Source organism: Olsenella uli (assembly GCF_901212655.1).
Classification (GTDB): Bacteria; Actinomycetota; Coriobacteriia; order Coriobacteriales; family Atopobiaceae; genus Parolsenella; species Parolsenella uli_A.
On record NZ_CAAKON010000047.1, the window covers coordinates 8 to 1,168 of the forward strand.

Sequence of the window (1,161 nt, forward strand, 5' to 3'; positions counted from 1 at the left end):
AAGACGGCGGCCTTCGGGTTGCCGTTTTTTGCGTTGTCAGCACGCCCCCTCATCTTCATAACGCCGCTCGTATACGTGCCATTCTCCCCAGGGCTATCAACCTGGCCCCGGCGTTCCCGGAACTGGCATCTCCATGGCACCGCTCGCATGCGAGCCATATCGAGCGCTCATCATGGCCGGGCCGCTATTTAACAGAGTCCGCAGGGTCAGAGTGGGGTTGATTAGAGAGTTTTTTCGCATTCCCAAGCCGCCAGATGAGGGTTAAAGGAGGCCGGCCAGCGAGGAAGTCGAGTTTTCTATCGCCCGCTGAGGGCACAACGCATAGCAATGCCAATGTGAACTTCGTCTACCAGCGGTTTTGAAAACAGCTCCTCATGCTTTACCGCCCCGGGGCCAGAAAAACTGTAGGAAACTCCAATTGCTCGCTCTCGAATCGCCAAAAGATGCCCCACGCTCGCCGGTACACCCTTCCTCGCACTTTCAAAGGCAATGGCGCTCGGCGGCGCGCCTGTTCGGAAGCTTCGGGTCTCTGAATTGCGCAAACACTTGGGATTGGCTCTGCACGCAAACAGGCGTATGACACGGCCATCGCACGGCGACACGGAGGGACTCTCCCCCGCAGTGGGGCCAGCGCCACGCGCGTGAGGAGAACCAGCACAACCTCGTCAACTGCGTCCGAAAGGCAGGCTCATCCCCGAGTACGCGAGGAGCGCGTCGAGGAGGCCCGTTCTCCGAGACCATCGTGGGGCCATCCCCGCATGAGCAGGAAGCACGATAGAGGAGCGTTACGACTACCCGATACCGAGAACGTGGCGCGAGAACATAGCGATGAGCCAGAGTGCCACGAACCAGCCCACAAACCACAGGCCAACCCGCAACCAGACGCCCGCCGCCCACACGAGAGCGCGCCACAGGGCTCCGGGACCCGTCGCCCTCCTCCTTCTAGCCATGGACCCTCCCAATCGAGGCGGCTCGCAATGATCCAGAACGCAAGATTACCAACCCGCGAGAGCGATCCCCAAGAGGTGTCGGCCAGTGGCGGCAGGCGTCTACGAGGCGTCTCACCGCCGAGGGGTCATCCCCGCATGCGCGGGGAGCACCGTCAGGCGGGCCCTACGCCCGCCGCTGTCCGCGGGATCATCCCCGCATGCGCGGGGAGCA

General features: G+C 62.4%; 1 protein-coding gene and 1 CRISPR repeat array (1 of these 2 running past the window's edge). The gene reads right to left on the minus strand.

Going from position 1 to position 1,161, the window contains the following annotated elements; translation table 11 throughout:
• Window positions 1-791: 791 nt before the first annotated feature.
• On the minus strand, window positions 792-950 hold the full coding sequence (locus EFAMC2_RS09125; RefSeq protein WP_187325264.1) for a hypothetical protein: 159 nt from the start codon (window positions 948-950) through the stop codon (window positions 792-794).
• A gap of 121 nt (window positions 951-1,071) precedes the next feature.
• A CRISPR array of direct repeats spans window positions 1,072-1,161; the repeat unit is 27 nt; unit sequence GGGATCATCCCCGCATGCGCGGGGAGC; it runs 373 nt beyond the window's last position.